The sequence below is a fragment of the Solwaraspora sp. WMMA2101 genome, from assembly GCF_049179175.1.
Taxonomy (GTDB): domain Bacteria; phylum Actinomycetota; class Actinomycetes; order Mycobacteriales; family Micromonosporaceae; genus Micromonospora_E.
The window spans coordinates 1,284,783-1,303,794 of sequence record NZ_JBMHMA010000006.1; the positions used below are offsets into that span (position 1 = coordinate 1,284,783).

At 72.2% G+C, this 19,012-nt stretch carries 22 protein-coding genes; 14 read left to right on the forward strand and 8 right to left on the reverse strand.

What is annotated here, in order from left to right:
* Positions 1–79: 79 nt before the first annotated feature.
* The 5 genes from pcaF to ACN28F_RS06415 are packed head-to-tail and all read right to left on the reverse strand — an operon-like array spanning position 80 to position 4,706.
* Positions 80–1,285 (reverse strand): 3-oxoadipyl-CoA thiolase, encoded by a 1,206-nt coding sequence (gene pcaF / locus ACN28F_RS06395; RefSeq protein ID WP_289207152.1) that lies wholly within the window; start codon positions 1,283–1,285, stop codon positions 80–82.
* Between the two features lie 21 nt (positions 1,286–1,306).
* Positions 1,307–2,098 (reverse strand): ABC transporter ATP-binding protein, encoded by a 792-nt coding sequence (locus ACN28F_RS06400; RefSeq protein WP_289207153.1) that lies wholly within the window; start codon positions 2,096–2,098, stop codon positions 1,307–1,309.
* Positions 2,099–2,113: 15 nt separating this feature from the next.
* Positions 2,114–2,890, reverse strand: a complete 777-nt coding sequence (locus ACN28F_RS06405; RefSeq protein ID WP_289207154.1) for an ABC transporter permease — start codon at positions 2,888–2,890, stop codon at positions 2,114–2,116.
* Entirely contained in the window at positions 2,887–3,750 is an 864-nt protein-coding gene (locus ACN28F_RS06410; RefSeq protein ID WP_289207155.1) for an ABC transporter permease, read from the reverse strand. The genes ACN28F_RS06405 and ACN28F_RS06410 overlap by 4 nt, the downstream gene beginning before the upstream one ends.
* Positions 3,747–4,706: an ABC transporter substrate-binding protein gene (locus ACN28F_RS06415; RefSeq protein WP_289207156.1), complete on the reverse strand. Its 960-nt coding sequence runs from the start codon at positions 4,704–4,706 to the stop codon at positions 3,747–3,749. Before ACN28F_RS06415 ends, ACN28F_RS06410 begins: the two co-directional genes overlap by 4 nt.
* Before the next feature lie 149 nt (positions 4,707–4,855).
* Between ACN28F_RS06415 and ACN28F_RS06420 the strand changes: the two genes are divergently transcribed.
* From ACN28F_RS06420 to ACN28F_RS06475, 12 genes are all read left to right on the forward strand, one after another.
* Positions 4,856–6,079 carry a 4-hydroxybenzoate 3-monooxygenase gene (locus ACN28F_RS06420; RefSeq protein ID WP_289207157.1) on the forward strand — a complete coding sequence of 408 codons (1,224 nt, stop codon included), beginning with the start codon at positions 4,856–4,858 and terminating at the stop codon, positions 6,077–6,079.
* 36 nt (positions 6,080–6,115) lie between these two features.
* Positions 6,116–6,955: a CoA transferase subunit A gene (locus ACN28F_RS06425; RefSeq protein WP_421357213.1), complete on the forward strand. Its 840-nt coding sequence runs from the start codon at positions 6,116–6,118 to the stop codon at positions 6,953–6,955.
* Positions 6,952–7,719, forward strand: coding sequence for a CoA-transferase subunit beta (locus ACN28F_RS06430; protein WP_421357214.1), 768 nt, complete (start codon positions 6,952–6,954; stop codon positions 7,717–7,719). Before ACN28F_RS06425 ends, ACN28F_RS06430 begins: the two co-directional genes overlap by 4 nt.
* 32 nt (positions 7,720–7,751) lie before the next feature.
* Entirely contained in the window at positions 7,752–8,495 is a 744-nt protein-coding gene (gene pcaH / locus ACN28F_RS06435; RefSeq protein ID WP_421357215.1) for a protocatechuate 3,4-dioxygenase subunit beta, read from the forward strand.
* The gene (gene pcaG / locus ACN28F_RS06440; RefSeq protein ID WP_421357216.1) at positions 8,492–9,076 is read left to right on the forward strand and encodes a protocatechuate 3,4-dioxygenase subunit alpha; all 585 of its coding nucleotides are present in this window, start codon (positions 8,492–8,494) and stop codon (positions 9,074–9,076) included. Before pcaH ends, pcaG begins: the two co-directional genes overlap by 4 nt.
* Entirely contained in the window at positions 9,051–10,493 is a 1,443-nt protein-coding gene (gene pcaB, locus ACN28F_RS06445; RefSeq protein ID WP_289207162.1) for a 3-carboxy-cis,cis-muconate cycloisomerase, read from the forward strand. Before pcaG ends, pcaB begins: the two co-directional genes overlap by 26 nt.
* Complete coding sequence (gene pcaD, locus ACN28F_RS06450; protein ID WP_289207163.1) at positions 10,441–11,259, forward strand: 3-oxoadipate enol-lactonase; 819 nt, start codon at positions 10,441–10,443, stop codon at positions 11,257–11,259. Before pcaB ends, pcaD begins: the two co-directional genes overlap by 53 nt.
* A complete protein-coding gene (pcaC, locus tag ACN28F_RS06455; RefSeq protein ID WP_289207164.1) occupies positions 11,237–11,719 on the forward strand; it encodes a 4-carboxymuconolactone decarboxylase in 483 nt (160 codons plus the stop codon). Before pcaD ends, pcaC begins: the two co-directional genes overlap by 23 nt.
* A gap of 28 nt (positions 11,720–11,747) precedes the next feature.
* Positions 11,748–12,554: an IclR family transcriptional regulator domain-containing protein gene (locus ACN28F_RS06460; protein WP_289207165.1), complete on the forward strand. Its 807-nt coding sequence runs from the start codon at positions 11,748–11,750 to the stop codon at positions 12,552–12,554.
* A 230-nt stretch (positions 12,555–12,784) separates the two neighbouring features.
* On the forward strand, positions 12,785–13,417 hold the full coding sequence (locus tag ACN28F_RS06465; protein WP_289207166.1) for a DUF998 domain-containing protein: 633 nt from the start codon (positions 12,785–12,787) through the stop codon (positions 13,415–13,417).
* Between the two features lie 10 nt (positions 13,418–13,427).
* Positions 13,428–13,970 (forward strand): ArsR/SmtB family transcription factor, encoded by a 543-nt coding sequence (locus tag ACN28F_RS06470; protein ID WP_289207167.1) that lies wholly within the window; start codon positions 13,428–13,430, stop codon positions 13,968–13,970.
* A complete protein-coding gene (locus ACN28F_RS06475; protein WP_289207168.1) occupies positions 13,967–15,487 on the forward strand; it encodes a serine hydrolase domain-containing protein in 1,521 nt (506 codons plus the stop codon). Before ACN28F_RS06470 ends, ACN28F_RS06475 begins: the two co-directional genes overlap by 4 nt.
* Positions 15,488–15,524: 37 nt before the next feature.
* Here ACN28F_RS06475 and ACN28F_RS06480 read toward each other — a convergent pair whose 3' ends face one another.
* Entirely contained in the window at positions 15,525–15,842 is a 318-nt protein-coding gene (locus ACN28F_RS06480) for a hypothetical protein (protein ID WP_421357217.1), read from the reverse strand.
* A 10-nt stretch (positions 15,843–15,852) separates the two neighbouring features.
* Here ACN28F_RS06480 and ACN28F_RS06485 point away from each other — a divergent pair, with 10 nt between their 5' ends.
* On the forward strand, positions 15,853–16,668 hold the full coding sequence (locus ACN28F_RS06485) for an alpha/beta fold hydrolase (protein ID WP_421357218.1): 816 nt from the start codon (positions 15,853–15,855) through the stop codon (positions 16,666–16,668).
* Between the two features lie 10 nt (positions 16,669–16,678).
* Here the strand turns inward: ACN28F_RS06485 and ACN28F_RS06490 are convergent, their stop codons facing one another.
* Positions 16,679–17,518 carry a DUF4081 domain-containing GNAT family N-acetyltransferase gene (locus ACN28F_RS06490; RefSeq protein WP_289207171.1) on the reverse strand — a complete coding sequence of 280 codons (840 nt, stop codon included), beginning with the start codon at positions 17,516–17,518 and terminating at the stop codon, positions 16,679–16,681.
* Between the two features lie 56 nt (positions 17,519–17,574).
* Positions 17,575–17,772 (reverse strand): substrate-binding domain-containing protein, encoded by a 198-nt coding sequence (locus ACN28F_RS06495; protein ID WP_289207172.1) that lies wholly within the window; start codon positions 17,770–17,772, stop codon positions 17,575–17,577.
* A gap of 17 nt (positions 17,773–17,789) precedes the next feature.
* Here ACN28F_RS06495 and ACN28F_RS06500 point away from each other — a divergent pair, with 17 nt between their 5' ends.
* Entirely contained in the window at positions 17,790–18,983 is a 1,194-nt protein-coding gene (locus ACN28F_RS06500) for a glycoside hydrolase family 53 protein (protein ID WP_421357219.1), read from the forward strand.
* The last annotated feature ends 29 nt before the right edge of the window (positions 18,984–19,012 follow it).

Genomic DNA, 19,012 nt, shown 5'->3' on the forward strand with positions numbered 1-19,012 from the left:
CGACGGTGGAATGTGCACCGCTGGCAGATTCACGACAATGCCGGAAAGCTGCCCGACGGCGTACCGGCCCGGGGGAACCTCAGCGGGCCGACTCCAGCAGCAGCGAGATGCCCTGCCCCACCCCGATGCACATGGTGCACAGTGCCCGCTGGGCGGACCGTTCGCGCAACTCCAGCGCTGCGGTCAACGCCAGCCGGGCGCCGCTGGCACCGAGCGGATGCCCGAGTGCGATCGCCCCGCCGTTCGGGTTGACGTGCTCGGCGTCCTCCGGTAGGCCCAGCTCGCGGAGCACCGCGACGGCCTGCGCCGCGAACGCCTCGTTCAACTCGATGACGTCCACGTCGGAGACCTTGAGGTCGAGCCGGCCGAGCAGTCGCCGGGTCGCCGGCACCGGGCCGATCCCCATCACCCGGGGAGCCACCCCGGCGGTGGCCGCACCGACCACCCGGGCCAACGGGGTCAGCCCGTACCGCCGCACGGCGTCGGCACTGGCCACCAGCAGCGCCGCCGCACCGTCGTTGACCCCGGAGGAGTTGCCGGCGGTCACCGTACCGCCGTCGCGGAACGGCGTCGGCAGCGCGGCGAGTTTGTCCGCCGAGGTCTCCCGGGGGTGTTCGTCGACCGCGACCGTCACGGTGCCCTTGCGGCCCTGCGGCACCTCGACCGGCGCGATCTCGGCGGCCAGTCGGCCGCTGGCCTGTGCCCGGGCGGCCCGCTGCTGGGACCGCAACGCGAAGGCGTCCTGCGCGGTGCGCTCGACGCCGTACTCGGCAGCCACGTTCTCGGCGGTCTCCGGCATCGAGTCGGTGCCCCAGCCGGCGCGCATCAGCGGGTTCACCAGCCGCCAGCCGATGGTGGTGTCGTGGATCTCCGCCGCCCGCGAGTACGCCGTAGCCGCCTTGGGCAGCACGAACGGTGCCCGGCTCATGCTCTCCACCCCACCGGCGACGACCAGGTCGGCCTCACCGGCCACCACCGCGCGGGCGGCGATCGCCACCGCGTCCAGCCCGGAACCGCACAGCCGGTTGACCGTGGTACCGCTGGTCTGCTCCGGCAGCCCGGCCAGCAACGCCGCCATCCGGGCCACATTGCGGTTGTCCTCACCGGCCTGGTTGGCGCAGCCGAGCACCACGTCGTCGACGGCCGCCCAGTCCACCGACGGGTGCCGGGCGACGAGTTCACGGATCACGTGGGCGGCCAGATCGTCCGGACGCACCGCAGCGAGCGCGCCGGCGAACCGACCGATCGGGGTACGGACGCCGGACACCAGGTAGGCGACGGACATGACAGGGCTCCCTCCGGCAGGTCAGTGCTGGCCGGCCGGGGCGCGCTGACCCCGCTTGGCGGCCTGGATCTGCTCGTAGACGTGACCGCGCAACTGGGTGAAGCGCGGGTCGGCGCGGGTGTGCAGCTGATCCCGGTCGACCGGCAGGTCCACCGTGACCTCGTCCTGCACCACCGTCGGCGAGGAGGACAGGATCAGCACCCGCTGACCCAGGTAGACCGCCTCGTCGATGTCGTGGGTGACGAACAGGATGGTGACGCCGAGCCGCTGCCAGAGCTGGCGGATCAGATCCTCCAGGTCCGCGCGGGTCTGGGCGTCGACCGCGGCGAACGGCTCGTCCATCAGCAGAACGTCCGGCTGGTACGCCACCGCGCGGGCGATCGCCACCCGCTGCTGCATGCCGCCGGAGAGCTGCCACGGATAGGCGCTGTGGGTGTCGGCGAGACCGACCGCGGCCAGCGCCTCGTCGACCAGTGCCCGACGCCGGGCCCGGGCCATCCGCTTCTGCCGCAGCGGCAGCTCCACGTTGTCCCGCACGTTCATCCACGGGAACAGGCTGCGCCCGTACTCCTGGAAGACCACGGCCATGCCCGGCGGCGGGCCGGTGACCGTCTCGCCGCGCAACCGCACCTGCCCGGAGGTGGGCGGAAGCAGGCCGGCCATGCACTTGAGCAGCGTCGTCTTGCCGCAACCGGACGGGCCCACCAGGCACACCAGGTCACCGGCGGCGATGGTGAAGGTCAGGTCACGCACCGCCTCCACCTGGCGCTGGCGCCCGTCGTAGACCTTACGTAGGCCCTGGACATCGAGCATCGCTCGGCACCTTTCTCATGAGCTGCGCTGCGCCCGCCGCAGGCCGTGGTACCAGGCCAGGGCGCGCAGCTCGACGAAGCGGAACAGCACGGACAGGGCGAAGCCCAGCAGGCCGAGCAGCAGGATGCCGCTCCACATCTGCGGAATCGCGAAGGTGCGCTGGAACTGCACGATGGTGAAGCCGAGCCCGTTGCTGGCCGCGAACATCTCGCTGATCACCATCAGGATGATGCCGATCGACAGTGACTGGCGCATGCCGGCGGCGATCTGCGGGCTGGCCGCGCGCAGCACCAGGTGCCGCAGGCGGGCCACCCCGGTGATCCCGTACGACCGGGCGGTGTCGGAGAGCACCTCGTCGGTGGCGCGCACGCCCTCGACGGTGTTGAGCAGCACCGGCCAGACGCACCCGGCGGCGATCACCACGACCTTCATCGTGTTGTCGATGCCGGCGAAGAGCATGATGATCGGCACCAGCACCGGCGGCGGAATGGCGCGGAAGAACTCCAGCACCGGTTCCAGCACACCGCGTACGGTCCGGAAGCTGCCGACCAGGACGCCGAGTCCGATCCCGACCACGACGGCCACGGTGTAGCCGCCGGCCAGCCGCAGCAGGCTGGGCAGTACGTCGGCCAGCAGCCGCTCGGGCGTCCAGGTCGTGGGGAACACGGTGAGGATCCGGCTCAACGGCGGGGAGTAGAAGCTGGTGCTGCCGGCGGTGGCGAACCACCAGACGGCGAGCAGCACCGCCGGCAGGGCGAGCGCGAAGCCCACCCGTTTGACCAGCCCGGTCACGCGATCACCTCGCCACGCATCGACTGGTGCCAGGACAGCGCCCGGCGCTCCACCGCCCGCGCGATCAGGTTGATCGCCACGCCGAGCAGGCCGGTGACCACCACCAGGGCGTACATCAACGGCACGGCACCGGAGGTCTGGGCGACCGCGATCCGGTTGCCGAGCCCCGGGGCACCGATCACCAGTTCGGCGGTGATCGCCAGCACCAGGGCGACGGCCGCGGCCAGTCGTACGCCGGTCATCACGTACGGCAGCGCGGTGGGCCAGACGACGTGTCGGACCCGGGCCCAGGTGCCCAGGCCGTAGCTGCGGGCGGTCTCGTCGGCGACCGGGTCGACGTCCTGTACGCCGTAGAGCACCTGGACCAGCACCTGCCAGAAGGCGGCGTAGACGACCAGCAGCAGGGTGGACTCGATGCCGGTGCCGTAGAGCAGCACGGCGAGCGGGATCAGCGCCACCGACGGGATGGGGCGCAGGAACTCGACCGTCGAGGCGGTCAGGGCCCGCAGCAGCGGCACCGTACCGATCAGCACTCCCAGTGCGATGCCGGCGCCGACGGCGATGGCCAACCCGATCGCCCAGGCGGTGAGGGTGTCGCCCAGCGCGACCCAGAACCGGCCTTCGCCGAGCAGGTCGACCAGCGCGGCGAGGATCTCGGTGGCCGGCGGCAGGTACCGGGCCGACACCAGCGGCGTGGCGGGCAGGATCTGCACCACGGCGAGCAGGCCGGCCAGCCCGGCGAGGCCGAGCAGCAGGTTCGACGGCCGGCGCCGCCGGGTCGGCCGGGGCCCGGATGGTGACGTGCCCCGGTCGGGGCCGGCGGTGCCGGCCCCGACCGGGGTGTTGTCGACCGCTGTCACGGCAGCAGCGCGTCCAGATCCGGCTCGGACTCGAAGACGCCGTCGGCGAGGCCGAGCTCGGCGACCCGCTCGATCGACGCACGGTTGATCTCCGCCGGCCACTGCGGCAGCGTCATCGCGTCCAGGATGGCCTGGTCGATGTCGGTGTAGCTGCGCAGCACGTCACGCACCTCGTCCGGGTGGGCGTTGGCGTAGGACAGCGACTCGGCCATCGCCTCCTGGAAGCGGGTGACCAGGTCGGGGTTCTCCTGGGCCAGCTTGGTGCTGGTGAAGTAGACCGCCACGGTCAGCTCGGGGGCGGTGTCGACGAAGTTCCACGCGACGACCCGGGCACCGGCGTCCTTGGCGACGGTCAGCGACGGCTCGACCATCCAGGCCGCGTCGACGTCGCCGTTTTCGAGCGCCGCGGGCATCTGGGGGAACGGCATCTCGACGAACTGAATGTTCTCGGGGTCGCCGCCGGCCTTGCGGACCGACTCCCGCACGCTGGTGTCGCCGATGTTCTTGAGGGTGTTGACCGCGACCTTCTTGCCGGCCAGGTCGGCCGCCGTCTGGATCGCGCTGTCCTCCTTGACCGCGACGCCGCCGAAGTCACCGTCGGCGCTGCCGGTCGAGGCCACCCCGTTGGCGACGACCTTGATCGGTACGTCGCTGACCTGGGCGGTCATCAGCGAGGTGACGTTGCTGAAGCCGAACTGGAACTGCTCACTGACGACACCGGGGACGATGGCGGCGCCGCCCTGGCCGCTCTCCATCGTCAGGTTGATGCCGCGCTTGGCGAAGAAGCCCTTCTCGTCGCCGAGGTAGATCGGCGCGACGTCGACGATCGGGATGACGCCGACGGTGACGTCGGTTACTTCGCCGGTGCCGTCGGCCTCGTCGGAGGACGAGTCGGAACCACAGGCGGCGACCAGCAGTGCGGTGGCCAGAGTGAGGGCGACGAGGGGCCGTCGCATGGGACCTCCAGTTGAGGGATGGGTATGACCGATCGGGGGTGTTCGCGTACCGAACGATGGTTCTTATGATGAACGTACGGGCTACCCCGGCTCACGTCAATGTGCATATCGGAAGATACTCTGCCAATCCGGCAGGGGAAGGGAGCAGCGTGCGCACCCAGGTTGGCATCATCGGAGCGGGACCGGCGGGGCTGATGCTCTCCCACCTGCTGCACCTGGAGGGTATCGACTCCGTGGTGCTGGAAACCCGCAGCCGGTCGTACGTCGAGCGCCGGGTCCGGGCCGGCGTGCTCGAGCACGACACGGCACAACTGCTCGCCGACACCGGCGTCGGCGACCGGATGCGCCAGGAAGGGCTCGTCCACACCGGCCTTGACCTGCGCTTCGACGGTGTGTCGCGGCGCATCGACCTGGCCGCGCTGACCAGCGGACGGTCGATCACCGTCTACGGCCAGCAGGAAGTGGTCAAGGACCTGATCGCCGCCCGGCTGGCCGCCGGCGGCGAGATCCTGTTCGAAGTCTCCGACGTCAGCCTGGACGGCATCGACACTGATGCCCCCGTGGTCCGGTTCGAGCACGAGGGCACGATACGCGAACTGCACTGCCTGGTCGTCGCCGGCTGCGACGGTTTCCACGGGGTCAGCCGGGGCGCCATCCCCGAGACGGCCCGACGCACCGTGGAGCACACCTACCCGTTCAGCTGGTTGGGGATCCTGGCCCAGGCCGCGCCGTCGGCGCACGAGCTCATCTACACCCACCACGAGCACGGTTTCGCCCTGCACAGCATGCGCAGCCCCGACGTGACCCGGCTCTACCTGCAGGTTCCCAACGAGACCGACCTGGCCGACTGGCCGGCCGCCCGGATCTGGGACGAGTTGCACACCCGGCTGGCCACCGACGACGGCTTCACCCTGAAGGAGGGTCCGATCCTGGAACAGGGGGTGACACCGATGCGCAGTTTCGTTACCGAACCGATGCGCCGCGGCCAGCTGTTCCTCGCCGGCGACGCGGCCCACATCGTGCCGCCGACCGGCGCCAAGGGGCTCAACCTGGCGGTGGCCGACGTGCGGTTCCTGGCCGAGGCGCTGACCAGCTGGTTCAAGCAGGGGCGGGGCACCGGGCTCGACGAGTACTCGGCCCGGTGCCTGCGGCGGATCTGGCGGGTGCAGCACTTCTCGTCCTGGATGACCGGGTTGCTGCACCGACCGGCCGACGCCGACGAGTTCTCCCACCGGTTGCAGGTCGCCCAACTCGAGTACGTCGCCACCTCGACGGCGGCGGCGACCACCCTCGCGGAGAACTACGTGGGGCTGCCGTTGGACTGGAGCCGGCGCGTTGACATGCCGGCGCGACCGACCGTACCGTTCGCTTAGCGAACGATTGTTCTACACACGCACCGGGGATGTGGCATGGGTGAAATCTCCTCACTGTCCGACGCTGTCGCCGAGCTGGTCCACGACGGCGACAGCGTCGCCCTGGAGGGCTTCACCCACCTGATCCCCACCGCCGCCGGGCAGGAGATCATCCGCCAGGGCCGGCGGGACCTGACGCTGATCCGGATGACCCCGGACATCGTCTACGACCAGCTGATCGGCGCCGGCTGCGCCGCCAAACTGATCTTCAGCTGGGCGGGCAACCCCGGCGTCGGATCACTGCACCGGTTCCGCGACGCGGTGCAGCGCGGCTGGCCCCGGCCACTGGAGATCGAGGAACACAGCCACGCCGGCATGGCCAACCGGTACGTCGCCGGCGCCGCCGGGCTGCCCTTCGCCGTCCTGCGCGGCTACGTCGGCACCGACCTGGTCGCCCACACCGCGACCATCGCGCCGATCACCTGCCCGTTCACCGGCGAGGTGCTGACCGCCGTACCGGCGCTCAACCCCGACGTCGGCATCGTGCACGCCCAACGCGCCGACCGGCAGGGCAACGTCCAGGTGTGGGGCATCACCGGGGTGCACAAGGAGGTCGTCCTGGCGGCGAAACGGTCTCTGGTCACCGTCGAGGAGATCGTCGACGAGCTGGAGCCCCGCCCCGGCGCGATGGTGCTGCCCGGCTGGGCGATCACCCGGGTCGCCGAGGTCCCCGGCGGGGCCCACCCCTCCTACGCGATGAGCTACAGCGACCGGGACAACGCCTACTACCAGCAGTGGGACGAGATCAGCCGGGACCGCGAGACGTTCACCCGCTGGCTCGACACGCTGATGCACCCCACGGCCGCCGCCGCACCGACCGACGGGGGTGCCGCATGAGTGACCCGACCGCCAGCACGGACTTCACCCTCGACGAGATGATGACCGTCGCCGCCGCCCGGGCGCTGCGCGACGGGGCACGCTGCTTCGTCGGCATCGGCCGGCCGAGCACCGCCGCCAACCTGGCCCGCCGTACCCACTCCCCCGGGCTCGTGCTGATCTACGAGTCCGGCACGATCGGGGCCAAGCCCGACCGGCTCCCGCTGTCCATCGGCGACGGCGTCCTCGCCGAAACCGCCGACGCGGTCGTCTCGGTGCCGGAGATCTTCAACTACTGGCTGCAGCCCGGCCGCATCGACGTCGGATTCCTCGGCGCCGCCCAGATCGACCGGTACGCCAACATCAACACCACCGTCATCGGTGCCACGTACGCCGACCCGAAGGTCCGGCTGCCGGGTGCCGGCGGTGCGCCGGAGATCGCCGCCTCCTGTTGCGAGGTGATCGTCATCGTGCCGCAGAGCCGACGGACCTTCGTCGACCGCGTCGACTTCGTCACCTCGGTCGGCTTCGGCGCCGGCCCCGGCGACCGGCAGCGACTCGGCCTGCGCGGACACGGACCGACCCTGGTCATCACCGACCTCGGCCTGCTGCGGCCGGACCCGGACACCTGCGAACTGACCCTCACCCAGCTGCATCCCGGGGTGCAGGTCGACCAGGTCACCGCCGCCACCGGCTGGCCGTTGAAGGTCGCCCCCGACCTGACGACCACCGCCGAGCCCACCGCGCGGGAGCTGGCCACGCTGCGCCAACTGCTGCACCCCTGACCGGTCGACGCCCCCCGAGGAGGCAACCGTCCATGCCTGAGCACGCCGCGCCCGATGCGAGCCCCCACGGGCTGCTGCTACCGCGCTACCGCCGCGACGACACCGCCGTACACCCGCCGCTGCTCTCCCCCGGGTACAAGTCCACCGTGCTGCGCGCCCCGGCCGAGCCGCTGGTGCTGCTGCCGCAGACCCTCACCGAGGTGACCGGCCCGCTGCTGGGCGAGGGTCGGGTCACCGCCGCCGACGCCGACCTGAGCTCCGACCGCGACGGCCAGGCGCAGGGCCAGCGGATCATCGTGCACGGCCAGGTCCGCGACAGCGACGGGCGGCCCGTGCCGGACACCCTGGTGGAGGTGTGGCAGGCCAACGCCGGTGGGCGTTACCTGCACAAGCTCGACCAGCACGACGTACCGTTGGATCCGCACTTCACCGGCGTCGGCCGGGCGGTGACCGACTCGATGGGCCGCTACCGGTTCGTCACCATCAAGCCCGGCGCCTACCCGTGGCGCAACCACGCCAACGCCTGGCGGCCGGCGCACATCCACTTCTCGCTGTTCGGCCGGGCCTTCACCCAACGCCTGGTCACCCAGATGTACTTTCCCGACGACCCGCTGTTCGCCTACGACCCGGTGCTCAACTCGATCTCCGACCCGGCCGCCCGGCAACGGCTGATCTCGACCTTCGACCTGGACAACACCGTCGAGGAGTGGGCGCTCGGGTTCCGGTTCGACATCGTGCTGCGCGGGCGCGAGGCGACCCCGATGGAGGAATCATGACCAGCGGCGCTTCAGCGGTGTGGGACCAGCTGACCGAGCTGACGCCCGCGCAGACGGTCGGACCGTACCTGGGGATCGGCCTGCCCTGGCCGGACGGGTCGTACGTCGTCGAGCCCGACACCCCGGGCGGGATCTGGCTACGCGGGAGACTGTTCGACGGGGCCGGCGACCCGGTGCCGGACGGTCTGATCGAGACCTGGCAGGCCGACGGGCAGGGCCGTTTCGACCACCCGGACGACCCCCGGGGCGCGGTGGCCGGGTTCCGCGGCTTCGGCCGCTGCCCGACCGACGAGTCCGGCGGGTACGCCATCTACACCCGTAAGCCAGGGGCGGTGCCCGGCCCCGGCGGGCGGCCGCAGGCACCCCACGTCGACGTGTCGGTCTTCGCCCGGGGGCTGCTGCACCGGGTCGTCACCCGGATCTACTTCCCGGACGAGGCCGAGGTCAACGCCGCGGACCCGGTCCTGGCCGAGGTGCCGGCGCACCGGCGGGCCACCCTGGTCGCGACCGCCGAACCGGACGGCTACCGCTTCGACATCCGGCTGCAGGGCGAGCATGAAACCGTTTTCTTCGCCGTCTGAACCCGACACCGGCCCCACCGAGACCGGTCCGGGCGGACTGTTCGACGCCCTGCTGGCCGCCGGAGCGGTCCGCGCCGCCGTCGACGACCAGGCGTGGCTGCGCGCCATGCTCGACGTCGAGGCGGCGCTGGCCCGCGCCCAGGCGGCACTCGGGACGGTGCCGGCGGCCGCCGCCGAAGCGATCACCGCCACCGCCCAGGAGCACCGGTTCGACCTGGCGGGGATCGGTGCGGGAGCCACCGGTGCCGGCAACCCGGTGGTGCCGCTGGTCGCCGCGTTGCGCGCCGCCGTCGGCCCGGACACCGGCCGGTACGTGCACGCCGGGGCGACCAGCCAGGACATCCTGGACACCGCCGCGATGCTGGTGGTCCGCCGCGCCCTGGCACCGCTGCATGACGACGTGGTCTGGGCCGCCGCTGCCGCCGCCCGGCTCACCGAAACCCACCGCGACACCCTGCTGCCCGCCCGTACCCTGCTGCAGCAGGCCCTGCCGACCACCTTCGGGCTGGTCACCGCCGGCTGGCTGACCGCCCTGGACACCGCCGCCGACGCCCTGGCCACTGCCGGAGACCGGGTCCCGGCGGTGCAGCTCGGTGGCGCGGCCGGCACCCTCGCCGCGTTCGGCCCCACCGGCCCGGCACTGGTCGACCGGCTCGCCGCCGAACTCGGGCTGACCGCACCGGTGCTGCCATGGCACACCGACCGCAGCCGGCTGGCCGAGCTGGCCGGTGTTCTCGGTGGCACCGCCGGCAGCATCAGCAAGATCGCCCGCGACGTCACCCTGCACGCGCAGACCGAGATCGCCGAGGTCGTCGAGGAACAACCCGGCGGCTCGTCGACCCTGCCACACAAACGCAACCCGGTCGCCGCGGTCACCGCGCTCGCCTGCGCCGCCCAGGCACCCGGGCTGGTCGCCACCCTGCTGGCCAGCATGACGCAGGAGCACCAACGCGCGGCCGGTGCCTGGCACGCCGAGTGGCGGCCGCTGCGCAGCCTGCTGGAGTCGGTCGGCTCGGCGGCGTACTGGCTGCGCCGCTGCCTGGAGGGGCTGCGGGTGGACGCGGTCCGGATGCGGGCCAACCTCGACGCCACCGGCGGCGCGCTGCTCGCCGAACGGGTCAGCGGCGCGTTGGCCGGGCAGCTCGGCCGGCAGCGGGCCAACGAGATCGTCAAGGCGGCGGTGACCGACGGGCCCGCCACCGGGCTGGCCGAGCGGCTCGCCGCCGATCCGCAGGTGGGCACCGTACTCGACCGGTCGCGGCTGGACGAGCTGCTCGACCCGGCCGGCTACCTCGGCGCGTACGACGAACTGATCGACCGGGCGCTGCACGCCCACCACCGCCGACCGGACCAGGGGAGCGCTGATGAACACCGAGGGCCATCCGGTGGACCTCGACCACGAGATCGTCGGACCTGACGGCGCACCAGTGGTGCTGCTGGCCAACTCACTGGGCAGCACCCGGGCGATGTGGGATCCGCAGGTGCCGGTGCTCACCGGCGCCGGGCTGCGGGTGCTGCGCTTCGACACCCGGGGGCACGGCCGCTCCCCCGTACCGCCCGGTCCGTACACGCTGGATGATCTCGGTGCCGACGTGCTCGCCCTGCTCGACCGCCGGAAGCTGGACCGGGTCCATGTCGTCGGGCTGTCGCTCGGCGGGATGATCGGCATGTGGCTGGCCGCGACAGCCCCGGCCCGCGTCGACCGACTGGTGCTCTGCTGCACCTCGGCGCTGCTCGGGCCGGCGCAGGCGTGGGCCGAGCGGGCCGCCACCGTCCGGGCCCAGGGCACCGGCGCCGTCGCCGACGCGGTCGCCGCCCGCTGGTTCACCCCGGGCTTCGCCGCCCGCCGACCCGACGTCGTCACGGCCGCCCGGGACATGATCGCGGCGACCCCGTCCGAGGGGTACGCCGGCTGCTGCGCCGCGGTCGAACGGATGGACCTGACCGGGCGGCTGGGCTCGATCACCGCGCCCACCCTGGTGATCGCCGCTGCCGACGACCCGGCGACCCCACCGGCGCACGGCGCGGCGATCGCCGACGGTATCCCGGGCGCCCGCCTGCGGATCGTCGACGACGCCGCGCACCTGTCCACCGTGGAGCAGCCGGAGACCATGTCCCGGCTGATCCTGGACCACCTGACCGGACCGGAGGTGACCGTCGATGCCGACCGACCCGCCGACTGACCCGGCAAGCGCCTCACCGGCCGACCCGCGCCACGAGGCCGGGATGGCGGTGCGCCGTGCCGTCCTCGGCGACGCGCACGTGGACCGGGCGGTCGCCAACACGACCGGGTTCACCGCCGACTTCCAGGACTTCATCACCCGGTACGCGTGGGGCAGCGTCTGGGCCCGCGACGGACTGGACCGGCGTACCCGCAGCTGCATCACCCTCGCCCTGCTCACCGCACTGCACTGCACCGACGAACTGGCCATGCACGTACGGGCGGCGCTGCGCAACGGGCTCACCGCCGACGAGATCAGCGAGGTGCTGCTGCACACCGCAGTCTACGCCGGGGTGCCGGCCGCGAACAGCGCGTACGCCGTGGCGCAACGGGTGCTTGCCGAGACCACGGAAGTGGGTAGTCACAACCCCGACAGCACAACGGGATCATCGGTGGATCCCGGCGCGGTGGAACCTCGATAAGGTTCTGCGACAACACAACGGGAGAGCCATGAGCGAGCACGGGCGGGAAGCTCACTTCGTGCAGTCGTTGGAGCGCGGCCTGGCCGTGATCCGCGCGTTCGACGCCCGCAATCCCGAGCTGACGCTCAGCGAGGTCGCCCGGATCTGCGACCTGACCCGCGCCGCCGCCCGCCGCTTCCTGCTCACCCTGGTCGACCTCGGGTACGTGCGGACCGACGGGCGGATGTTCTCCCTCACCCCCCGGGTGCTGGAGCTGGGGTACGCCTACCTGTCGGCGATCTCGCTGCCGGAGGTCGCCGAGCCGCACCTGGAGCGGCTGGTCGCGCAGGTGCACGAGTCGTCGTCGGTGTGTGTCCTCGACGGCGACGGGGTCGTCTACGTCTCCCGCGTACCGACGTCGCGGATCATGACGGTCTCGATCAACGTCGGGACCCGGTTCCCGGCGTACGCCACCTCGGTCGGCCGGGTGCTGCTGGCGTACCTGCCCGAGGAGGAGGCCACCGCCCGGCTGGAGGGCAGCCGGCTGGACCGGCTCACCACCCGTACCCTGCACACGGTGCCGGCGCTGCGGGCGGAGCTGAACCGGATCCGCACCCAGGGGTACGCCATCGTGGACCAGGAACTGGAGGACGGCCTGCGGTCGGTGGCGGCACCGATCCGGGACCGGGCCGGCACCGTGGTCGCGGCGGTCAACATCTCGGTGCACGCCAGTCGCCACACCCTCGAGTCGATCCGCCGCGAGTTGCTGCCACACCTGTTGGCCACCGTCGCGAAGATCGAGGCCGACCTGCGGATCGCCGCACCGGGCCGCACCGCCCGGCTCCCCGGCGCCTGACCGAGCCTTCGCCCGACCGCCCGATTCGCCGGCCATCGCCGGGCCCACGGACAACTGTGCCGCTCGGCGGTATTCCTCTGAGGAATAATTATTCCTCAGAGGAATACCGCTGATCCGGACATGTGGTCGGGGGAACCGTCAGCCGGTCGCCCGCTGCCCCGGGTCCGACCGCTGGCCGGCGTCGACCGGGCGGGCCGTGACACCGTAGCGGGCTGTGACACCGTAGCGGGGTGTGGCGTACCAGGTGGTGGGCGGTCGGGGCGGCGGTCGGCGCGGTCGGCGGGGCGGCGACCGCGACGGTCGCGGTCGTCGCCGGTCCCGGTCCGCGACTGCGCGGGTACGTCAGCGAGTCCGGCGTCGGCGACGGCGGCTACGTGCTGGCGTACCAGTTGGGGTTCCTGGTGCTGGCGGCGAGCCTGCTACTGCTCGGCGGGGCGCTGCGGCCGGTGCCGGTCGCCGCCGCGCTGCTGGTCGCGGCAGCCGTGGCGACGGCCGTCTCGGCGGCGGTGCCGTGCCGGGAGGGCTGCCCGCTGCCGCCGCACGATCCGGTCACCGTCGCCGATCTGGTGCACGGCGGGGCGAGTGTGCTCGCCGTTGCCTGCTGTGTCTTCGCGATGGTCGCCACCTGGTGGTCCGCCGCGTCGACCCGCACGGTGCGCCGGCTGGCGCTGTGGGCGCTGGCGGGCGCACTGCCGCTGGCGGCGACGGTCGGGCTGACGATGCTGCTGGTCGGCGCGGGGCTGCTGGTCGGCGTGCTGGAGCGCCTGCTGTTGCTGCTGATCGTGGCGTGGTGCGTGGGTACGGCGGCGAGCGTTGTCCGTGACCCGGAACACTCCGATTGCAGAAACTACGTAGGTACGTAATAGTTGCTTCATGAGTGATGAGCTGGCGGAGCGGGTCACCGCGCTCGAGGAGCTGGTGCGAACCCTGGTCGACCGGTGGGATGCCGGGTCGCCGGCCGCCCCCGCTGTCACCACGAGCGGCCCGGACACACCGTCGGGCCCGGACCGGCACCCGTTCTGGGCGCTCGACGGGCTCAAGGCACAGGTCGGCGACACCTCAGGCGCGGTGCTCTACACCGGGACCGTCACCCTGCCCACCGGCGAGCACTACGACTGGCAGTACGGGCACACCGTCGACGACCTGCTCGACACCGACTGGCGCGGGTACGCCGAGACCCTGACCGCGCTCGCCCACCCGGTGCGGCTGCTGCTGATCAGGCAGATCCTGGCCGGCACCCGGACCGTCGCCGCCCTGGCCGAGATCGACGGGCTGGGCACCACCGGCCAGCTCTACCACCACCTGCGGCAGCTCGTCAGTGCCGGCTGGCTGCGCTCGTCGGCCCGGGGGCAGTACGCCGTACCGCCGGAGCGGGTCGTCCCCCTGCTGATCGTCCTGTCTGGAGCATACCGATGAATCCGGTCCGTACCCGCGCCATGGTCGTCGCGACGGTCGTCGCCGTCGTCGGCGGGCTGCTCGCCGCGCTGATCGCCCCCTGGCCGGCCCGTCTGGGCGGCACCGACACCGGTGACGCCGCGCTGGCGGCCGAGGTCCGCGCGGTGATCGACGACCCCGGCGGCTACCGGGGGCTGGCGGTCGCCCGGATCGTCGACGGTCAGGTCCGCACCGCCGGGCTCGGCGACCGGACCACCGGCCTGGCCGGGGCCAGCGGGGAGCCGGTGACCCCGGACACCCCGTTCGAGATCGGTTCGATCGGCAAGACGCTGACCGGAATGGTGCTGGCCGACCAGATCGCCGACGGGCAGGTCGACGCCGACACGACGCTGGCCGAAGCCCTGCCCGATCAGGAATTCGGTGACCCGGCGGTCGGTGAGATCACCCTGGCGGAGCTGGCCAGTCACCGCTCCGGGCTGCCCCGGCTGCCGCCGGTCGGCCTCGCCGAGACACTCACCATGTCGCTGGGGGCGCTGCGCGGCACCGACCCGTACACCGGTCTGGACACCGACCGGATCCGCGAGACGCTGGCCGACGCCGAGGTCGGCGACGGACGCGGCGAGGTGGACTACTCCAACTTCGGCATGGCGCTGCTCGGCATCGCGCTGGCCGAGCAGGCCGACACCAGCTTCCCTGAGCTGGTGCGGCGGGAGATCTTCGACCCGCTCGGGCTGGCCGACACCGGATACGCCCTCGACGGTGCCGCCGTGCCGGACGGCGCAGCGACCGGCGGGATGGCCAGCGGCAAGGCCACCGAACCGTGGCAGGCGTCCGGGCTGGCCGGAGCCGGCATCGGGCCGTGGTCCACGGCGCCAGACCTGGCGACCCTGGTCGCCGCGATGCTCGACGGCAGCGCGCCCGGAGCCGACGCGGCGCAGGCCCGCTTCGACGCGGGCGAGGACAGCCGGATCGGCTACAGCTGGTTCACCACCAGCTACGACGGCCGGGAGATCGTCTGGCACAACGGCGCTACCAGCGGATTCCGCTCGTACGTCGGCTACGACCCGGCCACCGGTGACGCCGTGGTGGTGCTGGGCAACACCGACAAGGGGGTCGAACCGATCGGGTTGTCACTGCTCGGAGTGGCCGTCGACGACGACCCGACCGGTGCCGGGCCGCTGATGATCGGCGTCACCGTTTTGTTGCTGCTGGCCGGGGCGGTCACCCCGGTCCTGGCCGCGCTCGGTGGCCGGCGTCGTTGGCTGCCGGCGGCGGACCGGCTCAAGCTGGTCACCTCGACGCTGACCGCCCTGATCTACCTGCTGATCGTCTACGGCACCGGTGCCTGGCATGACGTGTGGGCCGGCTGGTGGGCGCTCGCCGCCGGACTGGCCGCCGGTGGGGCGGCGACTGGGGCGCTGCGCTGGCGTCAACTGCCGCTGATCGGCTCGGGCCGGCGGTGGCTGCGCTGGACCGGTGCCGCGCTGACCGGCACGGTCGCCGCCCTGCTGCTTGCGCTGGTCGTGCTGTTCAGCTGACAGCCGTCAGAACAGCGCGCCGTTGAACAGCGCAGTCTTACCCGGCCTCGGTGAGCAGTCCGCGCAGGACACTTCCTACGGTCACTTCGAAGAGATCGCGCGGCGCTGACGACGCGGGCGACTCGGTAAGGGCAGCGGAGAGGTTCGGAAGCACCGCCATGTCGATCCCGTCGAAGGAGACCGGCGGGCCTGCGGATTCACTGCGCGCGAAGAGCGACACCACGCCGGTCATCATGGCGATCGCCTCGAACTTGGCGGTGGTCGTGGCCGGCACCGGCCGGAGGATCGCCAGGCAGTGGTCGAACCAGGCGAGGCTCTGCGGGCCGAGGGCGGTGGGTCGGGGCAGGATCTCCACCAGGCAACGGGTGCCAGCGGCCGACGGCGCCGAGATCGTGCTCGACTCCACCGGCACCGGGCCGGGCATCGTCGTCGTGCACGGCGGCGGCGTCACCATCGAGATGTACCGACGGCTGGCCAGCCGTTTCACGATGCACCTCTACAACCGCCGAGGGCGGGCCGACGCGGCTGCCCGCGCCGAGCCCTACGACGGCGAACAGGACATCGGCGACCTCGCGACACTGCTGACCCACACCGGAGCCTGCAACGTGATCGGCCACAGTGGCGGCGGCTTCATCGCTCTGCGCGCCGCCGCGCGACGGCTGCCGATCAGCCGGCTCGCCCTCTACGATCCAGCGGTCCAGATCAACGGGCTGAGCCCGGCCGGGTGGCTGCCAGCCGCACAGCAATCGGCGCGCACCGGCGACATCGCCCGCGCCACGGCTCTCACCAGCGCCGGCATCAACACCCACTCGGCCGCGTCGCGCCTGCCACTAGGCCTACAGGTCGCCATCTGCCGACTGTTCATCCGAACCCCCATCGGCCGCACCATGGGAGAACTACTTCCGACCTCACTCGACGAGAGCGCGCTGATCCACTGGCACGACGGCCCGCCGGAGCGGTGGTCCGGCATCGACGCGGAGGTGCTGCTGGCCTACGGCGCTGACGGTCCGCCCTACTACCCGCCCATCATCGAGGCCCTGGCCCGGGTCATGCCTCATGCCCGCACCCTGACGGTGCCGCGCGCCGGTCACGACGCGCTCAACCGCGCCCCGCGACACCTCACCGACGCGCTCGCCGAGTTCTTCACCGCCCCAGTCACCTCGGCGCCCCCCGATGCGTAAAGCTCGCCGATCAGAACAGCACGGTGGCGAAGGTGCCGACGCGGCGGAAGCCGCACCGGTCGTAGACCCGGCGGGCGGCGGTGTTGTAGTCGTTGACGTACAGGCTGACGGTGGGGGCGACCCGGCGCAGCGCGTCGCGGACCACCGCCGCCATCGCCGGCGTGGCCAGCCCCCGGCCGCGCCACAGCGGATCGACCCAGACCCCCTGGACCTGCGCGGTGTGCCGGGTGACGACGGCCAGCTCGGCCTTGAAGACCACGGTGCCGTCGACGATCCGGGCGTACGTGCGTCGGGCCCGGACCAGTTCGGCGACCCGCCGCTGGTAGCCACGCCCGGCGTCGTCGGCGATCGGCGACACCCCGACCTCTTCGGTGTACATGGCCACCGCCGCCGGGAAGAGCAGGTCGATCTCGTCGGTGCGGACCAGCCGTACGCCGGGGTCGGCCGGCACCGCCGGTGGCCGGTCGGCGACCAGCAACGGCTGCTCGGCGCGGACCTCGCGGGCCGGCCCCCACTGCTCGCCCAGCTGCTCCCACAGGCCGAGTACGGCGTCGGCCCGCCCGACGATCGACGAACAGACGCGCTCCTCGATGGCGAGCCGTTCGGCGAAGGCCGCGACCGCCGCCGCAGTGGCGTGTACGGGGCTGAGGTGCCCGCCGAGCCAGCACAGCGACTCGAGTTGCCGCCGTGGGCCGTAGCCGAAGACGCGGCCGTCGGCACGCCACCAGGCCAGTCCGTGCGCGGCGACCCGTTCGGCGACCTGGGGTGCGGCGAAGGGATCGAGGTCGAGGATGCGTTCCACCGCCCCGCGTTCGGTCTCCCCGAGTTGCCGCACCGGCACCGTCAGCACGGCTACCAGCCTGCCAGATCCGCCGCGACGCGGCAGACCCGATCGGCCATCGACGATCAGGCGCTGCCCCGGACCACCAGTTCGGTGGGGAGGATGACGGCGGCGTGGGAGTCGCCGGCCAGGTGGCCGAGGAGCAGCCGGACCATTTCGACACTGATCCGGCCCAGTGGCTGGCGGATGGTGGTCAGCTGCGGCAGCGACGCGGTGGCGACCTCGGAGTCGTCGAAGCCGCCGACGGCGACGTCGCCGGGCACCCGGCGCCGAGGCCCGGGTGGCGATCCCGACTACCGGCACCTGGACGCAGATCTCGGTCTCCACGACGGTGACCAACGGGCAGTGCACGGTCAGTTTCGTCTCCAACGCCCGCGCCGGAAACTGGATCAACGTGGACGATGTGGAGTTCACCGGCGGGCCGACCGGCAACCCGGGCGTACCCGGCGGGTTCATGGTCGGCGCCGACTTCTCGACGTTGGCCAAGAACGAGGACCGGGGCGCGGTCTACCGCGACGCCGCCGGCAACCAGCGCGACGCCGTCCAGCTGCTGCGCTCGGCCGGCGTCAACTACGCCCGGTTGAAGGTGTGGGTGAACCCGACCGACGGCTACAACGACAAGGCCCGGGTGCTGACGATGGCCGCCCGGGCCAAGGCGCAGGGGATGCGGCTGCTGGTCGACTTCCACTACTCCGACACCTGGGCCGACCCGGGCAAGCAGTACAAACCCCGGGCCTGGGCGAACTACAGCGTCACCCAGCTGCGCGACGCCGTCTACAGCCACACGTACGACGTGTTGAGCGCCTTGAAGGCGCAGGGCACCACCGCCGACATGGTGCAGGTCGGCAACGAGATCAACGACGGCATGCTGTGGCCCGAGGGCCGCAGCAACAACTGGGCCAACCTGGCGACGTTCCTGACCGCCGGGGCGCAGGCGGTCAAGGCCGTCGACGCGAACACGCGGGTGATGCTGCACCTGGCCGAGGGCGGCAACAACAGCCAGCACCGCTGGTGGTTCGACCAGGCCACCTCGCGCGGCGTGCCGTTCGACGTGATCGGGGTGTCGCACTACCTCTACTGGCACGGCTCGATCACCAGCCTGCGCACCAACCTCAACGACCTGGCGGCGCGCTACCAGCGGCCGGTCGTGGTGATGGAGACCGCGTACGGGTTCACCACCGCGCAGAATGATCACGAGCCGAACATCTTCAACGCCTCGCTCGCCTCGGCCGGCGGCTACCCGGCCACTGCGCAGGGCCAGGCCGATGCGCTGCGCGCGGTCTTCGACGCGGTCAAGGCGGTGCCGAACGGACGCGGCCTCGGTGTCTTCTACTGGGAGCCGACCTGGACGGCGGTCTCCGGCTCCGGCTGGGATCCGGACGACCCGTCGTCGGGCAACGGCTGGGAGAACCAGGCGGTGTTCGGCTACTCCGGTCGGGCCCTGCCGGCGCTGGCCGTCTTCGGCCAGGTCTGACCCGCCGGACAGCGGTGTGACCCGGGGGC

Excerpts from the sequence above, each read along its gene's own strand:
- pcaF (WP_289207152.1), bottom strand. The coding sequence starts at position 1,285 with ATGTCCGTCGCCTACCTGGTGTCCGGCGTCCGTACCCCGATCGGTCGG.
- ACN28F_RS06400 (WP_289207153.1), bottom strand. The coding sequence starts at position 2,098 with ATGCTCGATGTCCAGGGCCTACGTAAGGTCTACGACGGGCGCCAGCGC.
- ACN28F_RS06415 (WP_289207156.1), bottom strand. The coding sequence starts at position 4,706 with ATGCGACGGCCCCTCGTCGCCCTCACTCTGGCCACCGCACTGCTGGTC.
- ACN28F_RS06425 (WP_421357213.1), top strand. The coding sequence starts at position 6,116 with ATGGGTGAAATCTCCTCACTGTCCGACGCTGTCGCCGAGCTGGTCCAC.
- ACN28F_RS06430 (WP_421357214.1), top strand. The coding sequence starts at position 6,952 with ATGAGTGACCCGACCGCCAGCACGGACTTCACCCTCGACGAGATGATG.
- pcaH (WP_421357215.1), top strand. The coding sequence starts at position 7,752 with ATGCCTGAGCACGCCGCGCCCGATGCGAGCCCCCACGGGCTGCTGCTA.
- pcaG (WP_421357216.1), top strand. The coding sequence starts at position 8,492 with ATGACCAGCGGCGCTTCAGCGGTGTGGGACCAGCTGACCGAGCTGACG.
- pcaB (WP_289207162.1), top strand. The coding sequence starts at position 9,051 with ATGAAACCGTTTTCTTCGCCGTCTGAACCCGACACCGGCCCCACCGAG.
- pcaD (WP_289207163.1), top strand. The coding sequence starts at position 10,441 with ATGAACACCGAGGGCCATCCGGTGGACCTCGACCACGAGATCGTCGGA.
- pcaC (WP_289207164.1), top strand. The coding sequence starts at position 11,237 with ATGCCGACCGACCCGCCGACTGACCCGGCAAGCGCCTCACCGGCCGAC.
- ACN28F_RS06460 (WP_289207165.1), top strand. The coding sequence starts at position 11,748 with ATGAGCGAGCACGGGCGGGAAGCTCACTTCGTGCAGTCGTTGGAGCGC.
- ACN28F_RS06470 (WP_289207167.1), top strand. The coding sequence starts at position 13,428 with ATGAGTGATGAGCTGGCGGAGCGGGTCACCGCGCTCGAGGAGCTGGTG.
- ACN28F_RS06475 (WP_289207168.1), top strand. The coding sequence starts at position 13,967 with ATGAATCCGGTCCGTACCCGCGCCATGGTCGTCGCGACGGTCGTCGCC.